The organism is Streptomyces sp. NPDC045678 (genome assembly GCF_056432085.1).
Map to the genome: position 1 here is coordinate 204,176 of NZ_JBWKJS010000003.1, position 19,868 is coordinate 224,043.

Here is a 19,868-nt window from a genome sequence, read left to right on the forward strand (position 1 = left end):
TTCCCGCCGGGGCGGCACGGGTCCCGTGGCACTCGTGCACCGGGGGACGCGGTACCCCGTACGGCCCAGACACGTACCGCCGAACAGGGGCGGTCGGCACGGCGCGCAGAGACGCTCAGTACGGCGCTTCCCACACCACCGTCGTACCGCCCCCGTCCTCACCGAGACCCGGCCCGTACCAGCTGTCGCCGCCCAGCGACTCGGCGCGCCGCTTGAGGTTCTTCAGGCCGCTGCGCCGACCGCCCTCCGCGATGCCCACGCCGTCGTCGGCGACCGTCAGGCGCACGCCGTGCTGCCCGTCCGCGAGGACCACGGTCGAGTCGACCACGACGTCGATACGGGCGGCCTGCGCGTGCCGGAACGCGTTGGACAAGGCCTCCCGCAGCGCCGCGATGAGGTTCTTGCCCGTCAGTTCGCCGACCACCGCGTCGACGGGTCCCACGAAGTGGTGGGAGGGCTTGAAGCCCAGCGGCACGGCGGCCATGTTGATCTCGCGCAGGACGCGGGTGCGCAGCCCCGAGGGCGCCTCCGCGGGACCCTGCTGCAGCGCGAAGATCGCCGTGCGGATCTCCTGGATCGTCACGTCCAGCTCGTCGACGGCCCTGCCGACACCGACCTGCACCTCTGGCACGACCGACCTGCGCTGCGCGCTCTCCAGCATCATCCCGGTCGCGAACAGCCGCTGGATGACGAGGTCGTGCAGGTCCCTGGCGATCCGGTCGCGGTCCTCGTACACCGCGAGCCGCTCCCGGTCCCGCTGGGCCTCGGCCATCATCAGCGCGAGCGCGGCCTGCGAGGCGAACTGGGTGGCGAGGGTCCGCTCCGCCTCGCTGAAAGGGCGTGCCCCACGCGCGCGGGGCGTCACGAGCGTCCCCAGAACGCGGCCGTCGCTCTGGAGGGGCAGCATCATGACGGGGCCGTAGGCGCGGGCGATCTCGGTCATGATGCGGGGGTCGGACGCGGCGTCGTCGATGAAGACCGACTCTCCCTCGAGGAGGTCGGCGACGATGCGGCTCTCCGGAGGGACGATCACGCCGAGCGCCCCGTTGGGCTCGTCGGAGGAGACCGCGACGATCTCCATGCCACCTTCGTCGTCGGGCAGCAGCACGATGCCGGCGGCGGAGTCCGCGAGATGTCGGGCCTGCTCGGCGACGACCGCGAGCGCCTCCTCGGCGTCGCTGCCGGACAGCAGCGCGGTGGTGACCGCCACGGAGCCGTCGATCCACCGTTCGCGCTGTTTGGCTGCCTCGTAAAGGCGCGCGTTGCCGATGGCGATGCCCGCCTCCGTGGCGAGGACACGGACCATGTGCACGTCGTAGTCGTTGAATTCCGCGCCGTCGCGCTTCTCGGTCAGGTAGAGGTTTCCGAAGATCTCTCCCTGTACGCGGATGGGGACGCCGAGGAACGTCCGCATCGGCGGGTGGTTGGCCGGAAAGCCGCAGGAGCGCGGGTCGGCGGAGAGGTCCGCCAGGCGCAGCGTCCTCGGCTGGTGGATGAGGGCGCCGAGGAGCCCGCGGTGCCCGTCCGGCAGGCGCCCGATCCGCTCCGCCGTCGCCCCGTCGATGCCGTGGTAGACGAAGTCGGAGAGGCCCTCACCGTCCTCGGCGACGACGCCGATCGCGGCGTAGTGCGCGTCCGCGAGCTCGGCGGCGGTCTCGCAGATGCGGTCCAGGGTGATGTGCAGTTCGAGCCCGGTGCCGACCGACCGCATGGCTTCGAGCAGCTGCGGCACCCGCGACGTCAGCTCGGGGGACAGCCCTTGGAGGCTGCGGGTCGCCCGCGCCGCCGCGCCTTCCACCGTGTCCGGTGAGCCGTCGGGGGGCGGGGAGTCGGCGGAGGCCGAGGGTGCTGACATGCCTTTGAGCCTAGTAAGTCCTATTTACTGGGGAAAGTCGAAGCCGTACGCACCGAGCCGCCCATCACCCGGCCACCAGCAGATCTGCCGCCCTCTCCACGTCCAGCATCCGCCGCAGCGGCCCCTCCACCGCCGCCAGCTCCGCGTACGTGCCGCGCTGCACCACCCGGCCCGCGTCCAGGACGATCACCTCGTCCACGGCTTCGAGCCCGGCCAGCCGGTGCGTGATGAGCAACGTGGTGCGCCCCTCGGTCGCGGCCAGGAGGTCCGCGGTCAGGGCGTCGGCGGTCGGCAGGTCGAGGTGTTCGGCGGGCTCGTCCAGTACGAGGACGGGGAAGTCGGCGAGGAGCGCGCGGGCCAGCGCGAGCCGCTGCCGCTGTCCTCCGGAGAGCCGCGACCCGTGCTCGCCGACGAGCGTGTCGAGACCGTCGGGCAGCGCGTAGGCCCAGCCGTCGAGCCGTGCCCGCTCCAGGGCGTCGCGCAGTTCGTCGTCCGTGGCGTCCTTCTTGGCGAGCAGCAGGTTCTCGCGCACCGAGCTGTCGAAGATGTGGGCGTCCTGCGCGCACAGGCCGACCATGCGGCGCACGGTGTCGCCGTCCAGCGCGGCCACGTCACCGCCACCGGACGCGTGCGCCCCACTGAGCGCATGCGCCCCACTGAGCGCGTGCGTTCCACCGAGCATGTACGTCCCTTCGTACGCTCCGAGGAACCCCAGCAGCACCTGCGCCAGCGTCGTCTTGCCGGATCCGGACGGGCCGACGACGGCGATCCGCCGCCCCCGGTCCAGCGTGAGGCCGACGCCCGCGAGCGCGTCACGGTCCTGGCCCTCGTGGCGTGCGCGCAGCCCTTCGACACGGAGCGGGAAGGGCGTCTGTGGCGCCTGTGCGGGCTCGGCGGGCTCGGGTACCGGCACGGGCGCGTCGAGGACTTCGTAGACCCGCTCAGCACTCTTCAGGACCCGCTGGCGGTACTGCATCGCGAGCGGCAGGCCCATCACCGCTTCGAAGGCGGCGAGCGGGGTGAGGACGACCGCGGCGAGGGCGACGCCGCTGAGCCGGCCGTCGTGGACACCCTGCACGCCCACGAGCGCGGCCGCGGCCACGGTGAGCCCGGTGACGAGGGCGCCGAGTCCGTCACCGAGGGCGGTGGCGGTGGCGCCCCGTGCGGCGATGCGGGTCAGCTCGGCGTCGGCCTCACCGGCCCTGGCCGTACGCCGCTTCAGCGCACCGGCGACGGTCAACTCGGCGGTCCCCGTGAGCAGATCGGCCACCCGCGTGGCGAGCACCCCGCGCGCGGGAGCCAGCTTCCGCTCCGCACGGCGGGCCACGGCGCCGCTCACCAGCGGCACGGCGACACCCGCGGCGAGCAGTCCTGCGGCGAGCACGGCGCCCGCTTCGGGCAGCAGCCAGGCGGTGAACCCGACGGCTCCCGCGCCGACGACGGCGGCGGAGGCGGCGGGAAGCAGCCAGCGCAGCCAGTAGTCCTGCAGCGCGTCGACGTCGGCGACCAGCCGGGAGAGGAGATCGCCGCGTCGGGCCCCGCGCAGTCCTGCCGGGGCAAGGCGCTCCAGGCGCCGGTAGACGGCGACCCGGGTGTCGGCGAGCATCCGCAGCACGGCGTCGTGCGAGACGAGGCGCTCGGCGTACCGGAAGACGGCGCGGCCGATGCCGAAGGCGCGGGTCGCCGTCACGGCGATCATCAGGTACATCACCGGGGGCTGTTCCGAGGCGCGCGAGATCAGCCACCCGGAGGTGGCCATGAGCCCGACGGCGCTCGCGAGCGCGAGGCTTCCCAGGAGCAGAGCGAGTGCCAGCTGCCCACGCCGCGCCTGGGCGGCGTCCCGGACCCTGGCCAGCACGGCACTCGAAGGAGACGCTTCGCCCGTGGTCCCGCCCTTCGAAACGTCAGGCGTCACCGTCCCGCCCTTCGAAACGACAGGCGTCACCGTCCCGCCCTTCGAAACGACAGGCGTTACCGTTCCGCTCCTCGCAACGTCAGGAGTCACCGCGTCACCGACCACGGCCTCCGCACCACGAGCGGCCGGACCGGCCTTGCTGCCGGCAGCCGGGGAGGCGGCCCCGTCGCCTGCTGCCACTGCGTCCACTGCGTCCAGCCGCACCACACGATCCGCCACGGCCAGCAGCGCGGGCCGGTGCACGACCAGCAGAACCGTCCGCCCGACAGCCAGTCGGCGAACCGCCTCCACCACGCCCGCCTCGGTCCCGCCGTCCAGCGCCGCAGTCGGCTCGTCGAGCAGCACCACGGGACGGTCCGCGAGGAACGCGCGGGCCAGCGCGAGCCGTTGCCGCTGCCCTGCGGAGAGTCCGGCGCCGTCCTCCCCGAGCAGCGTCTCCGCCCCGTCGGGCAGCGCGTCCACGAACTCCAGGGCACCGGCGTCCCGAAGGGCGTCCCGCAGCCGCGCGTCGTCCGCGTCCGGCCGCGCGAGGCGTACGTTCTCCGCGACGCTCCCGGCGAACAGGTGCGGCCGCTGCGGCACCCACGCGACGCGCTCGCGCCACCGTTCCGGCGAGACGTCCGCCAGGTCGACGCCCCCGACACACACCCGCCCCTCGACGGGCCGCACAAAACCGAGCACCACGTTCAGCAGCGTCGACTTGCCCACCCCGCTGGGCCCCACGAGCGCCACGGTCTCCCCCGGCGCCACCTCGAAGGACGCCCCGGAGACGGCATCGGCCGTCCGCCCCGGATACCGGACCGTCACGCCCTCCACGCTCAGGACACCGGCCGGCGCCGCCCCGCTCCCGGCAGTCGGCACCGGAGTCTCCAGGACCTCGAAGATCTCCTCGGCCGCCGAGAGCCCCTCCGCCGCCGCGTGGTACTGCGCACCGACCTGGCGCAGCGGCAAGTAGGCCTCAGGAGCGAGGACGAGGACGACGAGTCCGTCGTACAGCTCCATCTCGCCGTGGACGAGCCGCATGCCGATGGTCACCGCGACGAGCGCGACCGAGATCGTCGCGAGCAGCTCCAGGGCGAACGACGACAGGAAGGCGATGCGCAGCGTCCGCATCGTGGCCTGCCGGTACTCGCCGGTGATCTTGCGGATCGACTCGGCCTGCGCCTTGGCGCGGCCGAACACCTTCAGGGTCGGCAGCCCCGCGACCACATCGAGGAAGTGTCCCGACAGGCGCGAGAGGAGCCGCCATTGGCGGTCCATCCGGTTCTGTGTGGCCCAGCCGATCAGCATCATGAAGACCGGGATGAGCGGCAGCGTCACGACGATGATCGCCGCCGACACCCAGTCCTCGGTGACGATGCGGGCGAGCACCGCCACCGGCACCACCACCGCGAGCCCCAACTGCGGCAGGTAGCGCGAGAAGTAGTCGTCGAGCGCGTCCACGCCGCGCGTCGCGAGCGACACGAGCGAACCGGTCCGCTGACCGGTGAGCCACCCCGGCCCGAGCTCCCCCGCCCGCTCCAGAAGCCGCCCCCGCAGCTCGGACTTGACCGCCGCGCTCGCCCGGTGCGCGGCGAGCTCGGTCAGCCAGGAGACCAGCCCCCGCCCCGCGGCGACCACCGCGAGCAGCACCAGGGGAGTAGCCAGGTCGCCCACGGAACGCCCGTCCTGGAAGGCGCCCACCACGATCTCGGCGATGAGCATCGCCTGTCCGACGACCAGGCCCGCTCCGGCCAGCCCCAGGACCACGACCGCGACAAGGAAGAAGCGAGTGGCGCGGGCGTACCGGAGCAGACGCGGGTCGATCGGTTTCACGTGAAACACACCCTCCGAAGAACAGAGAACCGTCAGGTCGAAGCAGCCTCAGTGCGCGGCATCCGCGATGTGCTGCGTCCCGATCCGCTTGCGGAACACCCAGTACGTCCACGACTGGTAGAGCAGCACGACCGGCGTCGCGATGCCCGCGCACCACGTCATGATCTTCAGGGTGTACGGGCTGGACGAGGCGTTGGTGACCGTGAGGCTCCACTCCTCGTGCAGCGACGACGGCATGACGTTCGGGAAGAGCGTGAGGAAGAGCATCGCGACGGCCGCCGCGATCGTGATCCCCGACAGCGCGAACGACCACCCCTCACGGCCGATCCTGATCGCCGCGATGGCTCCCACCAGGGCGACCGCCGCCACGACCATCGCGATCAGGCTCTTTCCGTCGCCCTGGTCGGCCTGGGTCCAGATCATGAAGCCCAGGGCGAGCACGGCCGTGACGAGACCCAGACCGAGCGCTGTCTTCCGCGCCCGCATCCGGATGTCACCCACGGTCTTCAGCGAGGCGAACACCGCGCCGTGGAACGTGAACAGTGTCAGGGTGACCAGGCCGCCGAGGATCGCGTACGGGTTGAGCAGGTCCCAGAAGTTGCCCACGTACTCCTTGTGGGCGTCGATCTTCACGCCCCGCACGATGTTGCCGAACGCGACGCCCCACAGCACCGCCGGGATCAGCGAGGTCCAGAAGATCGCGTGCTCCCAGTTGGTCTGCCAGCGCTCCTCCGGCCGCTTGGCGCGGTACTCGAAGGCCACACCGCGCACGATCAGGCAGATCAGGATGATCAGCAGCGGCAGGTAGAACCCGGAGAACAGCGTCGCGTACCAGTCGGGGAAGGCGGCGAAGGTCGCGCCGCCCGCGGTGAGCAGCCAGACCTCGTTGCCGTCCCAGACGGGCCCGATGGTGTTGATGAGGACCCGCTTCTCGACCCGGTCGCGGGCGAGCAGCTTGGTCAGAATGCCGATCCCGAAGTCGAAGCCCTCCAGGAAGAAGTAGCCGATCCACAGGACGGCGATCAGTACGAACCAGACGTCGTGAAGTTCCATGTCCTCGTCACTCCTTCCTTCAGTACGAGAAGGCCATGGGCCGGTCGGCATCGGAATCGGAGTCGGAGTCCGAGCCGGTGCCCGCTCCGGGTCCGCCGATCTTGGTGGGCGGGTTGAGGTCCGCCTCCGTCAGCTCGGGCGGGCCCTTCCTGACGTACTTGAGCAGCAGCTTCACCTCGATCACGGCGAGGATCGCGTAGATCAGCGTGAACCCGATGAGTGAGGTGAGCACCTCGCCCTGCGAGACCCCGGGGGAGACCGCGTCCCGGGTGCGCAGGACTCCGTAGACCACCCAGGGCTGGCGTCCCGTCTCGGTGAAGATCCAGCCCCAGGCGGTGCCGATGAGGGGGAAGATCAACGTCCACTGCGAGAGGCGCCACCACCAGTTGCCGAGCTTCGGCGAGAGCTCCGTGTTCTTGGTGAGCATCAGTTTGGGGATGTCGTCGGCGCCGGTGCGGTGCTCGGGCGCGAGCCAGAACTTCTTCCGCGTCAGCCACAGGCCCGCGGTGCACAGCGCCATCGAGACCCCGCCGAAGCCGATCATCCAGCGGTACGACCAGTAGGCGGTGGGGATGTTGGGCCGGTAGTCGCCGGGCCCGTACTTCTCCTGCGCCTGCTTGTTCAGGTCGTTGATGCCGGGGATCTCGGCGTTGAAGTTGTTCTTGGCGAGGAAGGACAGGACGCCGGGCACCTCGATGGCGACGTCGTTGTGTCCCTTGGCGACATCGCCGTACGCGAAGAGCGAGAAGGGGGCCGGCTTCTCGGTCTCCCACAGCGCCTCGGCGGCCGACATCTTCATCGGCTGCTGCTCGTACATCACCTTGCCGAGGGTGTCGGCGCTGACGACGGTGAGCAGGGTGCCGACGAACGCGGTGACCAGACCGAGCCGCATCGACATCCGCATGGTGCGGATGTGCTGCTTCTTGCGCAGGTGGACGATGGCGATGCCGGTCATGAAGGCGCCGCCGACCAGGATGGCCGCCGAGATGACGTGGAAGAAGTTGACGAGCGTCGTCTCCTGGAAGAGCACCTTCGCGAAGTCGGTGAGCTCCGCGCGCTTGGTGCCGTCCCTTTCCACGATCTTGTAGCCGACCGGGTGCTGCATGAAGGCGTTGGCGGCGATGATGAAGTACGCCGACAGGACGGTGCCGATGGAGACGATCCAGATCGTCGCGCAGTGCAGCTTCTTCGGCAGCTTGTCCCAGCCGAAGATCCACAGGCCGATGAAGGTCGACTCGAAGAAGAAGGCGATCAGCGCCTCGAAAGCGAGCGGCGCCCCGAAGACGTCACCGACGAAGCGGGAGTAGTCGGACCAGTTCATGCCGAACTGGAACTCCTGCACGATGCCCGTGACGACACCCATGGCGATATTGATCAGGAACAGCTTTCCCCAGAACTTCGTCGCTCTGAGGTAGTGCTCCTTGCCCGTCCGCACCCACGCCGTCTCGAGGATCGCCGTCAGTGCGGCGAGCGAGATCGTCAGGGGAACGAACAGGAAGTGGTAGACGGTCGTGATGCCGAACTGCCATCGCGCCAGGGTTTCCGGCGCCAGAGCCAGGTCCACTGCGGCTTCTCCTTACTCACCGTGCCCGCGGCACCTCCGTGCCGGCAGCGGTCGGGTTGCCCCTTATGTCCCGCTGATCTCCGGACGAACCGGTACACGCTTGTGAACGCGTTCACATTCACAAGCATTATGTCGTACGAGCTGCCGAAACCCGAAAGGGGGGTCCCCTTACCGACAGGAACGACCGTCCCGAACGGCCGGACCGAACGGCCGGCTGCCCGACCGGACCGAATAGCCGGACTGCCAGAGGGCGCGAAAGAAGGCCCCGGGCATCGCCCGAGGCCTTCCCAAGAACTTCAACATATTGTTGAATCCGCGCCATGCAGATACGGATCTCCTGGCCTGCGGGCCACCTCACCGCGACCCTCGCCGAGACTCCGACCAGCCAGGCGCTCGGCACGGTCCTGCCGCTCTCCGCCACCGCCAACACCTGGGGCGAAGAGGTCTACTTCGACACAGGCGTGAGCGTCCCGCGCGAACCCGACGCCCAGCAGATCGTCGAGCCCGGCACGGTCGCCTTCTGGACCGACGGCGACGCCCTCGCGCTCCCCTACGGACCCACCCCGATCTCGCGCGGCGACGAGTGCCGCCTCGCGAGCCCGTGCAACCTCCTGGGCCGGATCGACGGCGACCCGGGGAAGCTGGCCTCCGTGCGCGCCGGCGACCCCGTACGGGTCGAACTCGTCTGAGACTCCGCAGGCCCTACGGGAAGGCCCTATAGCTCCTTGCGGAAGGCCTCCGCCGCCTGCAGGAAGATGTCGTTGGCCTCGGTCTCACCGATCGTGGCCCGCATGCCCTCGCCCGCGAACGGCCGCACGACCACGCCGGCCTTCTCGCACGCCGCCGCGAAGTCCGCCGTACGGTCCCCGAGCCGCAGCCACACGAAGTTCGCCTGCGTCTCGGGCACCGTCCAGCCCTGCCCGCGCAGCGCCTCGACCACCCGCGTGCGCTCGCCGACCAGCGAACCGACCCGGCCCATCAGCTCGTCCTCGGCGCGCAACGACGCCACCGCCGCGTCCTGCGCCAGCTGGCTCACGCCGAAGGGCACCGCCGTCTTGCGCAGCGCGGCGGCCACCGGCTCATGGGCGACCGCGAAGCCGACGCGCAGCCCCGCGAGTCCGTACGCCTTCGAGAACGTACGCAGGACGCAGACGTTCGGACGGTCGCGGTAGATCTCGATGCCGTCCGGCACCTCGGGGTCACGGATGAACTCGCGGTACGCCTCGTCCAGGACGACCAGGACGTCGCCCGGCACCCGGTCGAGGAACCGTTCCAGCTCGGCCCTGCGGACGACGGTGCCCGTGGGGTTGTTGGGGTTGCAGACGAAGATGAGCCGGGTGCGCTCGGTGATGGCGTCGGCCATCGCGTCGAGGTCGTGCACCTCGCCGTCCGTCAGCGGCACCCGCACCGACGTCGCACCGCTGACCTGCGTGATGATCGGGTACGCCTCGAAGGAGCGCCACGCGTAGATCACCTCGTCGCCCGGACCCGAGGTGGCCTGCAGCAGCTGCTGGGCGACGCCGACGGAACCGGTGCCGGTGGCGATGTGCGACGTGGGCACGCCGAAGCGGTCGGCCAGCTCGCTCATCAGGGCCGTGCACGCCATGTCGGGGTAGCGGTTGAAGGCCCCGGCGGCGGCGAGCGCGCTCTCCATCACACCGGGCAGCGGCGGATAGGGGTTCTCGTTGGAGGACAGCTTGTAGGCCGCGGGACCGTCGGCCGCCGCAGCGGGCTTGCCCGGCTTGTAGGTGGGGATCCCCTCCAGCTCGGCGCGCAGCCTCGGGTTCGTCTCGCTCACCGCAGTCCTCCTCTGAGCCATTCACACTCGTGCCGTCACATCAGTTCGAATACTGCTTACCTTATGAGGATTCGGCCCCGGTGCGAATGGGCTGCCGGAATCCGCGTACGAACCCCGGATCCGTCCCCCGCGCAAGGCGCGCGGAGAGGGGGGAGCGCCCCATGCTCCCCCACGCGCCGGTGGCTCACTCCGTGGCGCGCGTCCCTCGTGAAGGTGAGTTGAGACCTCTTCGAGACCTGACACCTTTGGCAGGCCCGCGCGCGACGATCAGGGGCAGCTACCCATTGCACCCACCAACTCCCTTGCATTCCAAGGTCATTGACCCGCTTTCGCCATGCAGAAACGTGCCTGTCAACGAGTGAATATGCGCCCCTGCTACCCACCCTCATGAGCCCTACTATCGGCTCGCCATGACAGCAGCAGGGAAGCACCAGGTGAGCCGAGCGGAGACCGCGCGCCGGGGCAACCGGCAGAGTCGAGCGGGCATCAGAGACGTCGCCGCCGCCGCCGGTGTCTCCATCACGACTGTCTCCGACGCCCTCAACGGCAAGGGTCGGCTGCCCGACGCCACCCGACGCCACGTCCGCGAGGTCGCAGAACGGCTGGGCTACCGCCCGTCCGCCGCGGCCCGCACCCTCCGTACCGGCAAGTCCGGCCTCATCGGCCTGACCGTGACGACGTACGGGGATGAACCTTTCACCTTCACCGAATTCGCCTACTTCGCCGAGATGGCCAGAGCCGCCACCTCGGCCGCCCTCGCCCGGGGCTACGCCCTGGTCATCCTGCCCGCCACCTCCCGCCGCAGCCCCGTCGACGTGTGGTCCAACGTCGCGCTCGACGGCACCGTGGTCGTCGACCCCTCCGACCACGACCCCGTGGTCAGCGAGCTGGTCCGACAGGGCCTGCCCGTGGTCTCCGACGGCCGCCCGGCGGGGTCCCTGCCGGTCACCGCCTGGGTCGACAACGACCACGAGGCCGCGGTCCTGGAGATCCTCGACCACCTGGCCGCCGCCGGCGCCCGCCGGATCGGCCTGCTCACCGGCACCACCACGGACACGTACACCCACCTGTCCACGACCGCCTACCTGCGCTGGTGCGAACGCGTCGGCCAGGACCCGGTCTACGAGTCCTATCCCGCGCACGATCCCTGCGCGGGCGCCGTCGCCGCCGATCGGCTGCTCGCCAGACCCGACCGGCCCGACGCCGTCTACGGCCTCTTCGACCCCAACGGCACCGACCTGCTCGCCGCCGCCCGGCGGTACGGCCTGCGCGTCCCCGACGACCTGCTGCTCGTCTGCTGCAGCGAGTCGACGGTGTACGCCACCACGGAACCGCCCATCACCACGCTCTCCCTCAAGCCGCGGCGCATCGGCACGGCCGTCGTCCAGCTGTTGATCGACGCCATCGAGGGCCTCGATTCGGGGCATCCCGTCGAGCAGGTGATACCGACCGAACTGATCGTGCGCACCTCGTCCGAGCGACGTCCGCCGCGCACGACGGTCAGCCCGCCCCGCTCGCCCGGCTCCGGCTGATCACTCCCGCCCACACCCCGATCCGGGCAGAGGTAGGTGTCCAACCCGCCACCAGCGGGGAAACCTCTGCCCAATTCGGGAGAAAAGCGCGGTGAATCGTGGTCCGGCACCGATTCACCACCCCTGGTGCACCACACAGCGGGAGCCGCATTCCTATGATGGGCGGACGACACCGCGGGCCGCTGCGACCAAGCAGTCCGATCTCGGTGCAGATGCGGCGCAATGGTGGTGGAGGGGTCGATGACTCAGGGGGCCGGTCAGGGACCCGATGTGCGGACGGCGACGCTGCGCGACTTCCGCGTTCCCGCGTACATCCATGAGACGGCCGGACCCGCCCCGGTGAGCCCCGGCGCGCCAGGTGCGGCGCCGGAGGAGGGGTACACCCCGACCCAGCGCGACCTGCCCGTCATCAACCGCGGCGACACCGTCCAGGTGCAGGTCATGCCGGAGCCTCCGCAGCCGCGGGCGAGCGAGGAGTACGGCCCGCTGTTCGTCGTCGGCGACGTCCACGGCTACCTGGACGAGCTCGTCGCGGCCCTCCAGGAGCAGGGTCTCCTCGACGCCGAGGGCAACTGGTCCGCGGGGAACGCGCGCCTCTGGTTCCTCGGCGACTTCACCGACCGCGGGCCCGACGGCATCGGCGTCATCGACCTCGTGATGCGGCTTTCCGCGGAGGCCGCCGCCGCCGGCGGCTACTGCAAGGCGCTCATGGGCAACCACGAGCTGCTCCTGCTCGGCGCCAAACGCTTCGGCGACACCCCGGTGAACTCGGGCGCGGGCACCGCCACCTTCCAGGCCGCCTGGCTCCTGAACGGCGGACAGAAGACCGACATGGAGCGCCTGGAGGACCACCACCTTCAGTGGATGGCCCGCCTCGACGCGATGGAGGAGGCCGACGGCCACCTGCTCGTGCACTCCGACACCACCGCCTATCTGGATTACGGTGACTCGATCGAGGCGGTGAACGACACCATCCGGGAGACCCTCACGCGCAACGACGCGGACCAATGCTGGGACCTCTTCCGCAAGTTCACCAAGCGCTTCGCGTTCCGCGACGAGTCGGGCCCCTCGGCCGTGCGCGAACTCCTCGACATGTACGGCGGCACACGCATCGTCCACGGTCACAGCCCCATCCCCTACCTCCTGGGTGACGTCGGCTCCGAGGACGAGTCGGACGGCGCGGGGCCGGTCATCGAGGGTCCGCACGTGTACGCCGACGGTCTGGCGATCGCCATGGACGGCGGAGTGACCATGGCCGGAAAGCTGCTGGTCTGCCAACTCCCGCTGTCCGTCTGAGCGTTCCACGAGCAGCCGCCCCCCCTACACGATCACGCTGGCCAGGGGGGCAATTTCCGGAAACCCCCTGTCACCGCGTGCCGTCACGGCTCTACCATCGGCTTATCCGTAGCAGGCTCCCCTCCGTTTCTGCCCAACGGCTCGTAGCCATGCGAGCCTCAGCCCTACGGAGCATCGGGGGATGCACATGAACAGCGCTCCACACCTGCTCAATGAGGACCGCCCCGAGTACGAGCGGATCCTCGACGAGGCGCTGCGCACCGCACCTGACCGTCCCGAACTCGCCGCAGTGGGCCGGCGGCTCAACACCGAACAACTGCGCACCATGGCCCTGAACGCGACAGCACTGATCACGGCCGCTGCCGCGGCCGAGTACGCGCACTACGTGAAGGTTCGCGAGGAGTTGCGCGAACCTCGACCGTCATCCACCTCGATCCGCGAAGGGAGCGGACAGAGCGCCGCGGAGTCGGGCTCCGGCGGCGTGGGCCTCGCCACCACGATGGGTGAGGTCGCCGAACCGGCGGCAGCGGCGGGCGCCGGAGCGATCGCCGTGGTCGCGGTGCTCGCACCCGTCCTCGCGGGGACGGCCGCCGCGATCTTCCTGCTCGTCGGCTACATCCTGAAGATGCTCAACCCCGAGCCCGCCTTCGCGGACACCCTGCTCACCGCGGGATGGCTGTTCGGCGCGCTCACCGCGGGGGGCATCCTGGTCGCCGCGGTCGGTCTGCTCCTGACCGCCCTGCGCAACGGGTCCACCTCGCTCCCGGCGGGGCTCCACGGCGAGCAGCACGAGGAGGTGTCCCGGGCCAGGGAAGACTGGGGCCGGGCTCTCCTCGAGCGGGGCGTCGTGCCGTTCCTCCGGGAGGCCCTGACGGAGCCGGGCGGCGCTCCCGCCGTCCGTACGTCGTCGGGGAAGCCCAGCGGCTCCGGCAACCATGGCCGTATGCCGCAACTCGGCTACAACAGGCCGGGGTTCAGCAGCCCGGACGGCGGCGGCCCGGCGGGCCCGCGGCCGAGCTACTCGAGCCCCGACTTCTCCAGCCCCGACTTCGGCGGGCCCGACCACAAGCCGGAGTAACGGGCCAAACCGAACCGCCTCGGGGCCGCACCACCGCTTCGTGGCCCCGCCACCCATCGGGGGCGGGACCACGGAGCCTCAGTCGGCGATCGGCAGATAGACCCGGTTGCCGGAGGCCGCGAACTCCTTGGACTTCTGCTCCATGCCCGCCTCGATGTCCTCGGAGCCGAGGTCACCGCCGTGCTGGCGCCTGATGTCCTGCGAGATCTTCATCGAGCAGAACTTCGGGCCGCACATCGAGCAGAAGTGCGCCGTCTTCGCGGGCTCGGCCGGCAGGGTCTCGTCGTGGAACTCCCGCGCCGTGACCGGGTCGAGGGCCAGATTGAACTGGTCCTCCCAGCGGAACTCGAAGCGCGCGTCCGAGAGCGCGTCGTCCCAGTCCTGTGCGCCGGGGTGCCCCTTGGCGAGGTCTGCCGCGTGCGCCGCGATCTTGTACGTGATGACGCCCGTCTTCACGTCGTCGCGGTTGGGCAGGCCCAGGTGCTCCTTCGGCGTGACGTAGCAGAGCATGGCCGTGCCCCACCAGCCGATCATCGCGGCGCCGATGCCGGAGGTGATGTGGTCGTAGGCGGGCGCGATGTCCGTGGTCAGCGGGCCGAGCGTGTAGAACGGCGCCTCCTCGCAGATCTCCTGCTGGAGGTCGATGTTCTCCTTGATCTTGTGCATCGGGACGTGACCGGGGCCCTCGATCATCGTCTGCACGTTGTGACGCTTGGCGATCGTGTTGAGTTCCCCGAGCGTCCGCAACTCGGCGAACTGCGCCTCGTCGTTGGCGTCCGCGATCGAACCGGGCCGCAGGCCGTCGCCGAGCGAGTACGTCACGTCGTACGCCGCGAGGATCTCGCAGAGCTCCTCGAAGTGCTCGTAGAGGAAGCTCTCCTTGTGGTGCGCGAGGCACCAGGCGGCCATGATCGAACCGCCGCGCGAGACGATGCCGGTCTTGCGGCGCGCGGTGAGCGGTACGTACGGGAGGCGCACGCCCGCGTGGACCGTCATGTAGTCCACGCCCTGCTCGGCCTGCTCGATGACCGTGTCCTTGTAGATCTCCCAGGTCAGCTCCTCGGCCTTGCCGTCGACCTTCTCCAGGGCCTGGTAGAGGGGGACGGTGCCGATCGGCACGGGGGAGTTGCGCAGGACCCACTCGCGGGTGGTGTGGATGTTGCGGCCGGTGGAGAGGTCCATGACCGTGTCGGCGCCCCACTGGGTCGCCCAGGTCATCTTGTCCACCTCCTCCTCGATGGAGGAGGTGACGGCGGAGTTGCCGATGTTCGCGTTCACCTTCACCAGGAACTTCTTGCCGATGATCATCGGCTCGATCTCCGGGTGGTTCACGTTGGCGGGGATCACCGCGCGGCCCGCGGCGACCTCTTCCCGCACGATCTCCGGGTCCATGCCCTCGCGGATCCCGATGAACTCCATCTCGGGCGTGATCTCGCCACGCCTGGCGTACGCGAGCTGCGTCACCGCCTGACCGTCGCGGCCGCGTCGCGGCTGTCGGGGGCGGCCGGGGAAGACCGCGTCGAGGTTCTTGAGCCCGCCGCGGGGCGAGGTGTGCTTTATGCCGTCGTCCTCGGGACGCGGCGGACGGCCGACGTACTCCTCCGTGTCGCCGCGGGCGATGATCCAGTTCTCCCGCAGCGGCGGCAGACCGCGGCGGACGTCGGTCTCGGCCGACGGGTCGGTGTACGGGCCCGAAGTGTCGTACAGGGTGACGGCCTTGCCGTTGGTGAGGTGCACCTGGCGGACCGGCACACGCAGATCGGGGCGCGAACCCTCGACATACGCCTTGTGCCAGCCGATGGACTTCCCGGCCTCGTCGCCCTGGTTCTGCGTCGAGGCAGGCGTGCGTGCGTCCGATGTGGTCATGAGACCTACTCCCTACGCCGGCATTACCCGGTAACAGGTTCGGCGGTCGACGCAGCGAGTCCCGTACGGCTCGTGCACTTTTTGTGCCGCTTCGTACGGAGGTCAGCGCCCTCTCAGCCCGGTGCTCCGAGCTCCCGCGATTGCAAAGGTGGCTCCACGCTAGCGTCATGTCGGGCGCGCTGAACAGAGGGCCCCTCCCGTTCTTGCGATGATCGGTCAGTGACCACCACAGAGCCGCCGCCCCCGCCGCCCTCGCAGCCGCCCGTCTCCGGGACGCCTCCGGAGGGGCATGGACACGGCCACGGACACGGGCATTCCCACAGCCACGGCCCGGCCGCGCCGGTCTCCCAGCACCTGCGCAAGGTCATCGCCGCGGTACTGATCCCCTTCGCCGCCGCGGTCGTCGTCGGCCTCATGGTGCTCTGGCCCGGCGGCACACCGAGCCACGAACGCACCGGCGTCGGCTTCGACCGGCAGACGCAGTCGGCGAAGGTCACGAAGGTGCAGGAGCTGCCCTGCAAGGACCTCAGCCCCTCGCAGACCCCGCCGAACGGCGACACCTCCACCGCCGAGGGCCAGTCCGCGCAGTCCACGGCCACGGGCATCTGCAAGAAGGCGACGATCGAGGTCACCAGCGGTGAGGACGAGGGCCGCACCTTCACGGAGATCATCCAGCCGGACTCGCCGCGCCAACTGAAGCAGGGCCAAGAGGTGGTGGTCGCCTACGAGCCCAAGGCCCCCGAAGGACTGCAGTACTCCGTCACCGACGTGAACCGCAAGATCCCGATGGCGCTGCTCGCCGGCATCTTCGCGATCGCCGTCGTCGTCGTGGGCCGGCTCCGTGGCGTGATGGCCCTGGTCGCCCTCGCCATCAGCTTCATGGTGCTCACGTTCTTCATCCTGCCGGCGATCCTCCAGGGCTCGAACCCCCTGGTCGTGGCGGTGGTCGGGGCGAGCGCGATCATGCTGATCGCGCTCTATCTCTGCCACGGCCTGACGGCCCGGACCTCGGTCGCGGTACTCGGCACGCTCATCTCCCTTCTCCTCATCGGCCTGCTCGGCTCTCTCTTCATCGGCTGGGCCGCGCTCACCGGCAACACGGACGACAACACCGGACTCATCCATGGCCTGTATCCGTCCATCGACATGAGCGGTCTGCTGCTCGCGGGCGTCATCATCGGCTCGCTCGGCGTCCTCGACGACGTGACGGTCACCCAGACCTCTGCGGTCTGGGAGCTGCATCAGGCCAACCCGACGATGGGCTGGCGCGGCCTGTACCGCGCGGGCATCCGCATCGGCCGCGACCACATCGCCTCGGTCGTCAACACCCTCGTCCTCGCCTACGCGGGTGCCGCACTGCCCCTGCTGCTCCTCTTCTCCATCGCCCAGTCCAGCGTGGGCACGGTGGCCAACAGCGAGCTGGTCGCCGAGGAGATCGTGCGCACCCTGATCGGCTCCATCGGCCTGGTGGCCTCGGTGCCGGTGACCACCGCGCTGGCCGCCCTGGTCGTCTCGGCGGACCGCTCCACCCCTCCTGGTCGGACCGCGACGGGCGGGGCGACCCGGACTTCCCGAGGAGGGAAGGGACGCCGCCGCAAGCATTAGCTCTGAGGACCCGGCTGCGCCGGTGACGCAGAGCGTCGGCTCTCGAAATGCACCAAAATGCCGTAAGCCCCTGTCCGTTGCGGTCGGCGGTTCAACCCGCGTTCTGCTCCTCCGCGAGGATGCGGTCGAGCGTCTCGTCGAGGTGCGCCTCGAAGTCGGCGAACGCCCGCTCCTGCCCCAGCGGCACCAGCTTGTCCGTACGGTCGAGGAAGGCGAGCAGCGGAGGGATGCCCACCCTGAACAGCGCCTGGTCACCGCCGACCTGAAGCCTGATCAGGGCCTCGTCCAGCATCGGGGAATCGGCGGGTTCGACGCGCACGTCCCCGTCCCCGCACGGCCTGCCGACCCCGTCGATCAACAGCTCCCGGCCGAAGGCCCAGGTCACCGGGGCGTCTCCCGGCAAGTGGAACGTCAGCCGCACGGCATAGGGATCCCCGAGCTCGTAGCGCAGCTCCACCGGGATGCGAAACGCCAGCTCCTCGGAAACGAGGAAGCTCATCATGACCTCTGCCTGCACCGTCTCGGTCTCGCCCATCGCGCGTCCTACCCCGTCACTTGGCCCTCGAGGCCCTCACGTGGCCAGGAACCAGCTCCCTGACACCCCTCGAATCTTGCTTAACGTAAGCGCCAAATAACAAGGAGTGAGTTTTCAGATGCTGATAGAGAAAGCGAGTGTCCCTAGTAGCTTTCCGATCTCCCGCTGCAACCTCTCGGCTGTCGGCAACAGTCGGTCGGCCTGCGAGGAGGGGACGGAAATGGCCATGGTCGCCGCGGTGTCACCGGCCATGATCGGGACGGCCGCGCACAGTGTCCCGAGTGCGTACTCCTGCCGCTCCACGACGGGCCGCATGCGCTCCATCGAGTCGAGTCGTCGGATGAACGCGCGGTCGTCCCGGACCGAGTAGCGCGTGATCGACCGAACCGGGTAGCGGTCGAGGTGGTCCTGTCGCGCCTCGTCGTCGAGCTGGCCCAGCAGGCACTGCCCGATGGCGTGGGCGTGTCCGGTCTCCCTGAAGTCCGCCCACTCCTCGACGGCGGGGTTGCCCGGGGTGTCCGCGACAGACACGACATCGATCTCCCCCTCCCGATAGACGGCGAAGTACACGGGGACGCCGAGGGTGTCGCGCAGGTGTGCCATGGCCTGGTTGACCCGTGCGCGCCGGTTCTGCTGCGCTGCGCTGCTGCTCAACCGCTCGGCTGCCTCGCCGAGCACGAACAGGCCCTTGTCCCGGCGTAGATATCCCTCGTGGGTCAGGGTGCGGAGCAGGTGGTACGCGGTGGGGAGCGCGAGGCCCGCTTCCCGCGCCAACTGCTTTGCGGGAGCCCCGCTCTGGTGCGACGCGGCGGCTTCCAGGAGCCGCATCGCCCGCTGCACGGAGCCGATGAGGGTGGGGCCGGCGGCGGGGTCGGCGCTGGTGTCGACCGATGAGCTGGTGGTGTCGACCGCGGCCAAGGTTCACTCCCGAAGCGCGTGGAAGCCCGCCCGTGCCCGGGTAGCGACGGAAGAGCGGTGCACGTACGTACGCTCGTCCGCGGGGATCGACCCCCACGTCCGCTTCCGGACTCTAATCCTCGGCCACCGCCTTACGGCGCCCCATCGGGAAACTTCCCCCGCCCGAGGGAACGCTTGCGAAAACTCACCAGTCCGTGCGCGACGAGGACGAGCCGGATATGAACTTCCGTACGACATAGATGAGCCCGCCGACCAAGGCCACGAATAGAAGCGCCTTGAAGAGCAACCAGACCACGAATCCGACCACGGTCGCTATCAAGCTGCCGAACACGACGAGTGCGACGACCGGAACGGCCACCCACTTCACCCACCACGGCATTCCCGCAAAGATCTCCTTGGCTGCCATCGTCCTTACCTCTCCGCTCTGTTTCCTGAATCTCCGCAGGTTCTCGGCTTCTTGCATTCGATGCTAGAACGCCGCAGGGCTCGGCGGGGGCCTCGGAGCCCTTGTCCTCCCCTGATCCGACCCCTAGGGAACCCCGAGGTCGCAGCCCTGATGGAGGTCAGCCGGAGGAGGCAGAACAGGCCGCGGTGGACGTGACAGAAGCCGCGGTGGACGTGACAGAAGCCGCGGTGGACACGGCAGAAGGTGTCAGGACTCCGGGGGAGAGAACACCACGAGCACCCGCAAGTCCTCGCTGATGTGATGGAACTTGTGGGCCACACCGGCCGGCACATAGACGACGCTGCCCCGCGCCACCTGCGTCGTCTCCATTCCTACGGTGATCGCCGCGCGGCCGCTGACGACCATGTACACCTCGTCCTGCCCGTGCGGCTGCTGTGGATCGGTGTCCCCGGCATTGAGCGCGTACAGCCCGACCGACATGTTTCTCTCCCGCAGGAACTGCAGATACGCGCCGTCGTTCGCGGCACGCTCCGCCTCCAGCTCGTCCAGTCGGAAAGCCTTCATCGCCTTCGTACACCCCTTGCTGATGACCGTGTTGCCGCTGCTCGCCCTGGGCTGCTCGCGGTGCTTCG

The 19,868-nt window shown here is 69.8% G+C and carries 15 protein-coding genes; 5 read left to right on the plus strand and 10 right to left on the minus strand.

Annotated features, from left to right (window positions below):
• Positions 1–115 precede the first annotated feature (115 nt).
• The 4 genes from AC07DO_RS11865 to AC07DO_RS11880 form a co-directional block, all read right to left on the minus strand.
• On the minus strand, positions 116–1,855 hold the full coding sequence (locus AC07DO_RS11865; RefSeq protein WP_479058863.1) for a sensor histidine kinase: 1,740 nt from the start codon (positions 1,853–1,855) through the stop codon (positions 116–118).
• A 64-nt stretch (positions 1,856–1,919) separates the two neighbouring features.
• A complete protein-coding gene (cydD, locus tag AC07DO_RS11870; RefSeq protein WP_479058865.1) occupies positions 1,920–5,585 on the minus strand; it encodes a thiol reductant ABC exporter subunit CydD in 3,666 nt (1,221 codons plus the stop codon).
• A 48-nt stretch (positions 5,586–5,633) separates the two neighbouring features.
• Complete coding sequence (cydB, locus tag AC07DO_RS11875) at positions 5,634–6,638, minus strand: cytochrome d ubiquinol oxidase subunit II (RefSeq protein ID WP_479058867.1); 1,005 nt, start codon at positions 6,636–6,638, stop codon at positions 5,634–5,636.
• 19 nt (positions 6,639–6,657) lie between these two features.
• Positions 6,658–8,202, minus strand: a complete 1,545-nt coding sequence (locus AC07DO_RS11880) for a cytochrome ubiquinol oxidase subunit I (RefSeq protein WP_479058869.1) — start codon at positions 8,200–8,202, stop codon at positions 6,658–6,660.
• Between the two features lie 320 nt (positions 8,203–8,522).
• Between AC07DO_RS11880 and AC07DO_RS11885 the strand changes: the two genes are divergently transcribed.
• Positions 8,523–8,891, plus strand: coding sequence for a cyclophilin-like fold protein (locus AC07DO_RS11885; RefSeq protein WP_479058871.1), 369 nt, complete (start codon positions 8,523–8,525; stop codon positions 8,889–8,891).
• 26 nt (positions 8,892–8,917) lie between these two features.
• On the opposite strand, the gene hisC is transcribed toward AC07DO_RS11885, so the two are convergent.
• Complete coding sequence (gene hisC / locus AC07DO_RS11890) at positions 8,918–10,000, minus strand: histidinol-phosphate transaminase (RefSeq protein ID WP_479058873.1); 1,083 nt, start codon at positions 9,998–10,000, stop codon at positions 8,918–8,920.
• A gap of 410 nt (positions 10,001–10,410) precedes the next feature.
• Here hisC and AC07DO_RS11895 point away from each other — a divergent pair, with 410 nt between their 5' ends.
• The 3 genes from AC07DO_RS11895 (at position 10,411) to AC07DO_RS11905 (ending at position 13,906) form a co-directional block, all read left to right on the plus strand.
• On the plus strand, positions 10,411–11,532 hold the full coding sequence (locus AC07DO_RS11895) for a LacI family DNA-binding transcriptional regulator (RefSeq protein ID WP_479058875.1): 1,122 nt from the start codon (positions 10,411–10,413) through the stop codon (positions 11,530–11,532).
• Positions 11,533–11,757: 225 nt separating this feature from the next.
• Positions 11,758–12,828, plus strand: a complete 1,071-nt coding sequence (locus AC07DO_RS11900) for a metallophosphoesterase (RefSeq protein ID WP_479059717.1) — start codon at positions 11,758–11,760, stop codon at positions 12,826–12,828.
• A gap of 181 nt (positions 12,829–13,009) precedes the next feature.
• On the plus strand, positions 13,010–13,906 hold the full coding sequence (locus AC07DO_RS11905; protein ID WP_479058877.1) for a hypothetical protein: 897 nt from the start codon (positions 13,010–13,012) through the stop codon (positions 13,904–13,906).
• Positions 13,907–13,984: 78 nt separating this feature from the next.
• Here AC07DO_RS11905 and thiC read toward each other — a convergent pair whose 3' ends face one another.
• Positions 13,985–15,772, minus strand: coding sequence for a phosphomethylpyrimidine synthase ThiC (thiC, locus tag AC07DO_RS11910; protein WP_479058879.1), 1,788 nt, complete (start codon positions 15,770–15,772; stop codon positions 13,985–13,987).
• Positions 15,773–15,991: 219 nt separating this feature from the next.
• On the opposite strand from thiC, the gene AC07DO_RS11915 reads away from it, so the two are divergent.
• Positions 15,992–17,377, plus strand: a complete 1,386-nt coding sequence (locus AC07DO_RS11915; RefSeq protein WP_479058880.1) for a YibE/F family protein — start codon at positions 15,992–15,994, stop codon at positions 17,375–17,377.
• 91 nt (positions 17,378–17,468) lie between these two features.
• Here the strand turns inward: AC07DO_RS11915 and AC07DO_RS11920 are convergent, their stop codons facing one another.
• The 4 genes from AC07DO_RS11920 to AC07DO_RS11935 form a co-directional block, all read right to left on the minus strand.
• Entirely contained in the window at positions 17,469–17,912 is a 444-nt protein-coding gene (locus tag AC07DO_RS11920; RefSeq protein WP_479058882.1) for an SsgA family sporulation/cell division regulator, read from the minus strand.
• Between the two features lie 114 nt (positions 17,913–18,026).
• Positions 18,027–18,752: an IclR family transcriptional regulator gene (locus AC07DO_RS11925; RefSeq protein WP_479059719.1), complete on the minus strand. Its 726-nt coding sequence runs from the start codon at positions 18,750–18,752 to the stop codon at positions 18,027–18,029.
• 262 nt (positions 18,753–19,014) lie between these two features.
• Complete coding sequence (locus AC07DO_RS11930; protein WP_479058884.1) at positions 19,015–19,236, minus strand: DUF5326 family protein; 222 nt, start codon at positions 19,234–19,236, stop codon at positions 19,015–19,017.
• A 246-nt stretch (positions 19,237–19,482) separates the two neighbouring features.
• Positions 19,483–19,800 (minus strand): cupin domain-containing protein, encoded by a 318-nt coding sequence (locus tag AC07DO_RS11935; protein WP_055565768.1) that lies wholly within the window; start codon positions 19,798–19,800, stop codon positions 19,483–19,485.
• Positions 19,801–19,868: the final 68 nt, after the last annotated feature.